Genomic DNA, 883 nt, shown 5'->3' with positions numbered 1-883 from the left:
ATCGCGAGCAAGCTCGCTCCCACAGTGGTTTGGGTGCTTAAAGACACGTCGCCAACGCCGCCAACCGGCGCTTGGCGACAAAGTCGTCATGCTTGGCGTAGTAATTCAACGCCGTACCCGTGGCACTGGCTTGCAGATCGACAAACGACTCGGCCGAGCGGGTGTACACCGTCGAGCCACCATTCTTGCCCGGTTGCATGTAGGCGCCGGCATCGACACCAAACACCGCTTCATCTTCCCAGGCAAACTTCACGCACTCGGCGACGTTCTGCTGCGGCTTGTCGGAAGCCAGGGTCTTGTAGGGGGCTTGGGTCCGGGCTTGTTCCATCGCCGAACCCGCGCAGCCGGCCAGCAGGGTCGCGGCCACGGCCACCATCAGCATTCGCATCGCATTCACTCATCGAGAAAAAAACGGACTGTAGCATTGCGCCCCCTGTTGCCGTGCGGCTTTACCAAAATTTGCACGCGACAACGGCTGTCGATTCGCGCAACCTGTTGGCTTATCGACCAAGGAGCGACCATGGCGACAACCGAACAGCAACACGAACGAGCCCTGCAGATCTTCCTCGACGAACGCCCCGAGCTGCGCGACGAACTGGACAACCTCAATCCGCTGCTGGCCCAGGCCAAGGGCGAAACCGCCGCGCAATACCGCGCCGAGCGGTTGCATGAAGCATTCGAAGCCGAGGCCGAAAGCGTCGGGTTGTTCGCCTGGGAACTGTCGCTGTTGCTGACGACCGACTCAGCCGAGGACTACCAGGCCCAACGCATGGAAGTGCACAAGGAAGTGGCGGAGATGGCGGGGATGGAATGGGCGGAGTATTGCGAGCTGTATGGCCTCGAAAGCCAAAGCTGAACACAGGCCCCCTGTAGGAGCTGCCGA

2 protein-coding genes are annotated in these 883 nt (G+C 61.0%); one reads left to right on the top strand and one right to left on the bottom strand.

Annotated features, from left to right (window positions below; all coding sequences use genetic code 11):
* Positions 1–37 precede the first annotated feature (37 nt).
* Positions 38–388 (bottom strand): hypothetical protein, encoded by a 351-nt coding sequence (locus OC610_RS28165; protein ID WP_264432930.1) that lies wholly within the window; start codon positions 386–388, stop codon positions 38–40.
* A 132-nt stretch (positions 389–520) separates the two neighbouring features.
* On the opposite strand from OC610_RS28165, the gene OC610_RS28160 reads away from it, so the two are divergent.
* On the top strand, positions 521–856 hold the full coding sequence (locus OC610_RS28160; protein ID WP_264432928.1) for a DUF6388 family protein: 336 nt from the start codon (positions 521–523) through the stop codon (positions 854–856).
* The last annotated feature ends 27 nt before the right edge of the window (positions 857–883 follow it).

Source organism: Pseudomonas agronomica, from assembly GCF_025917275.1.
Taxonomy (GTDB): Bacteria; Pseudomonadota; Gammaproteobacteria; order Pseudomonadales; family Pseudomonadaceae; genus Aquipseudomonas; species Aquipseudomonas agronomica.
Note: the sequence above shows the minus strand (reverse complement) of the source record. Positions and strands in the feature narration are given on the sequence as shown.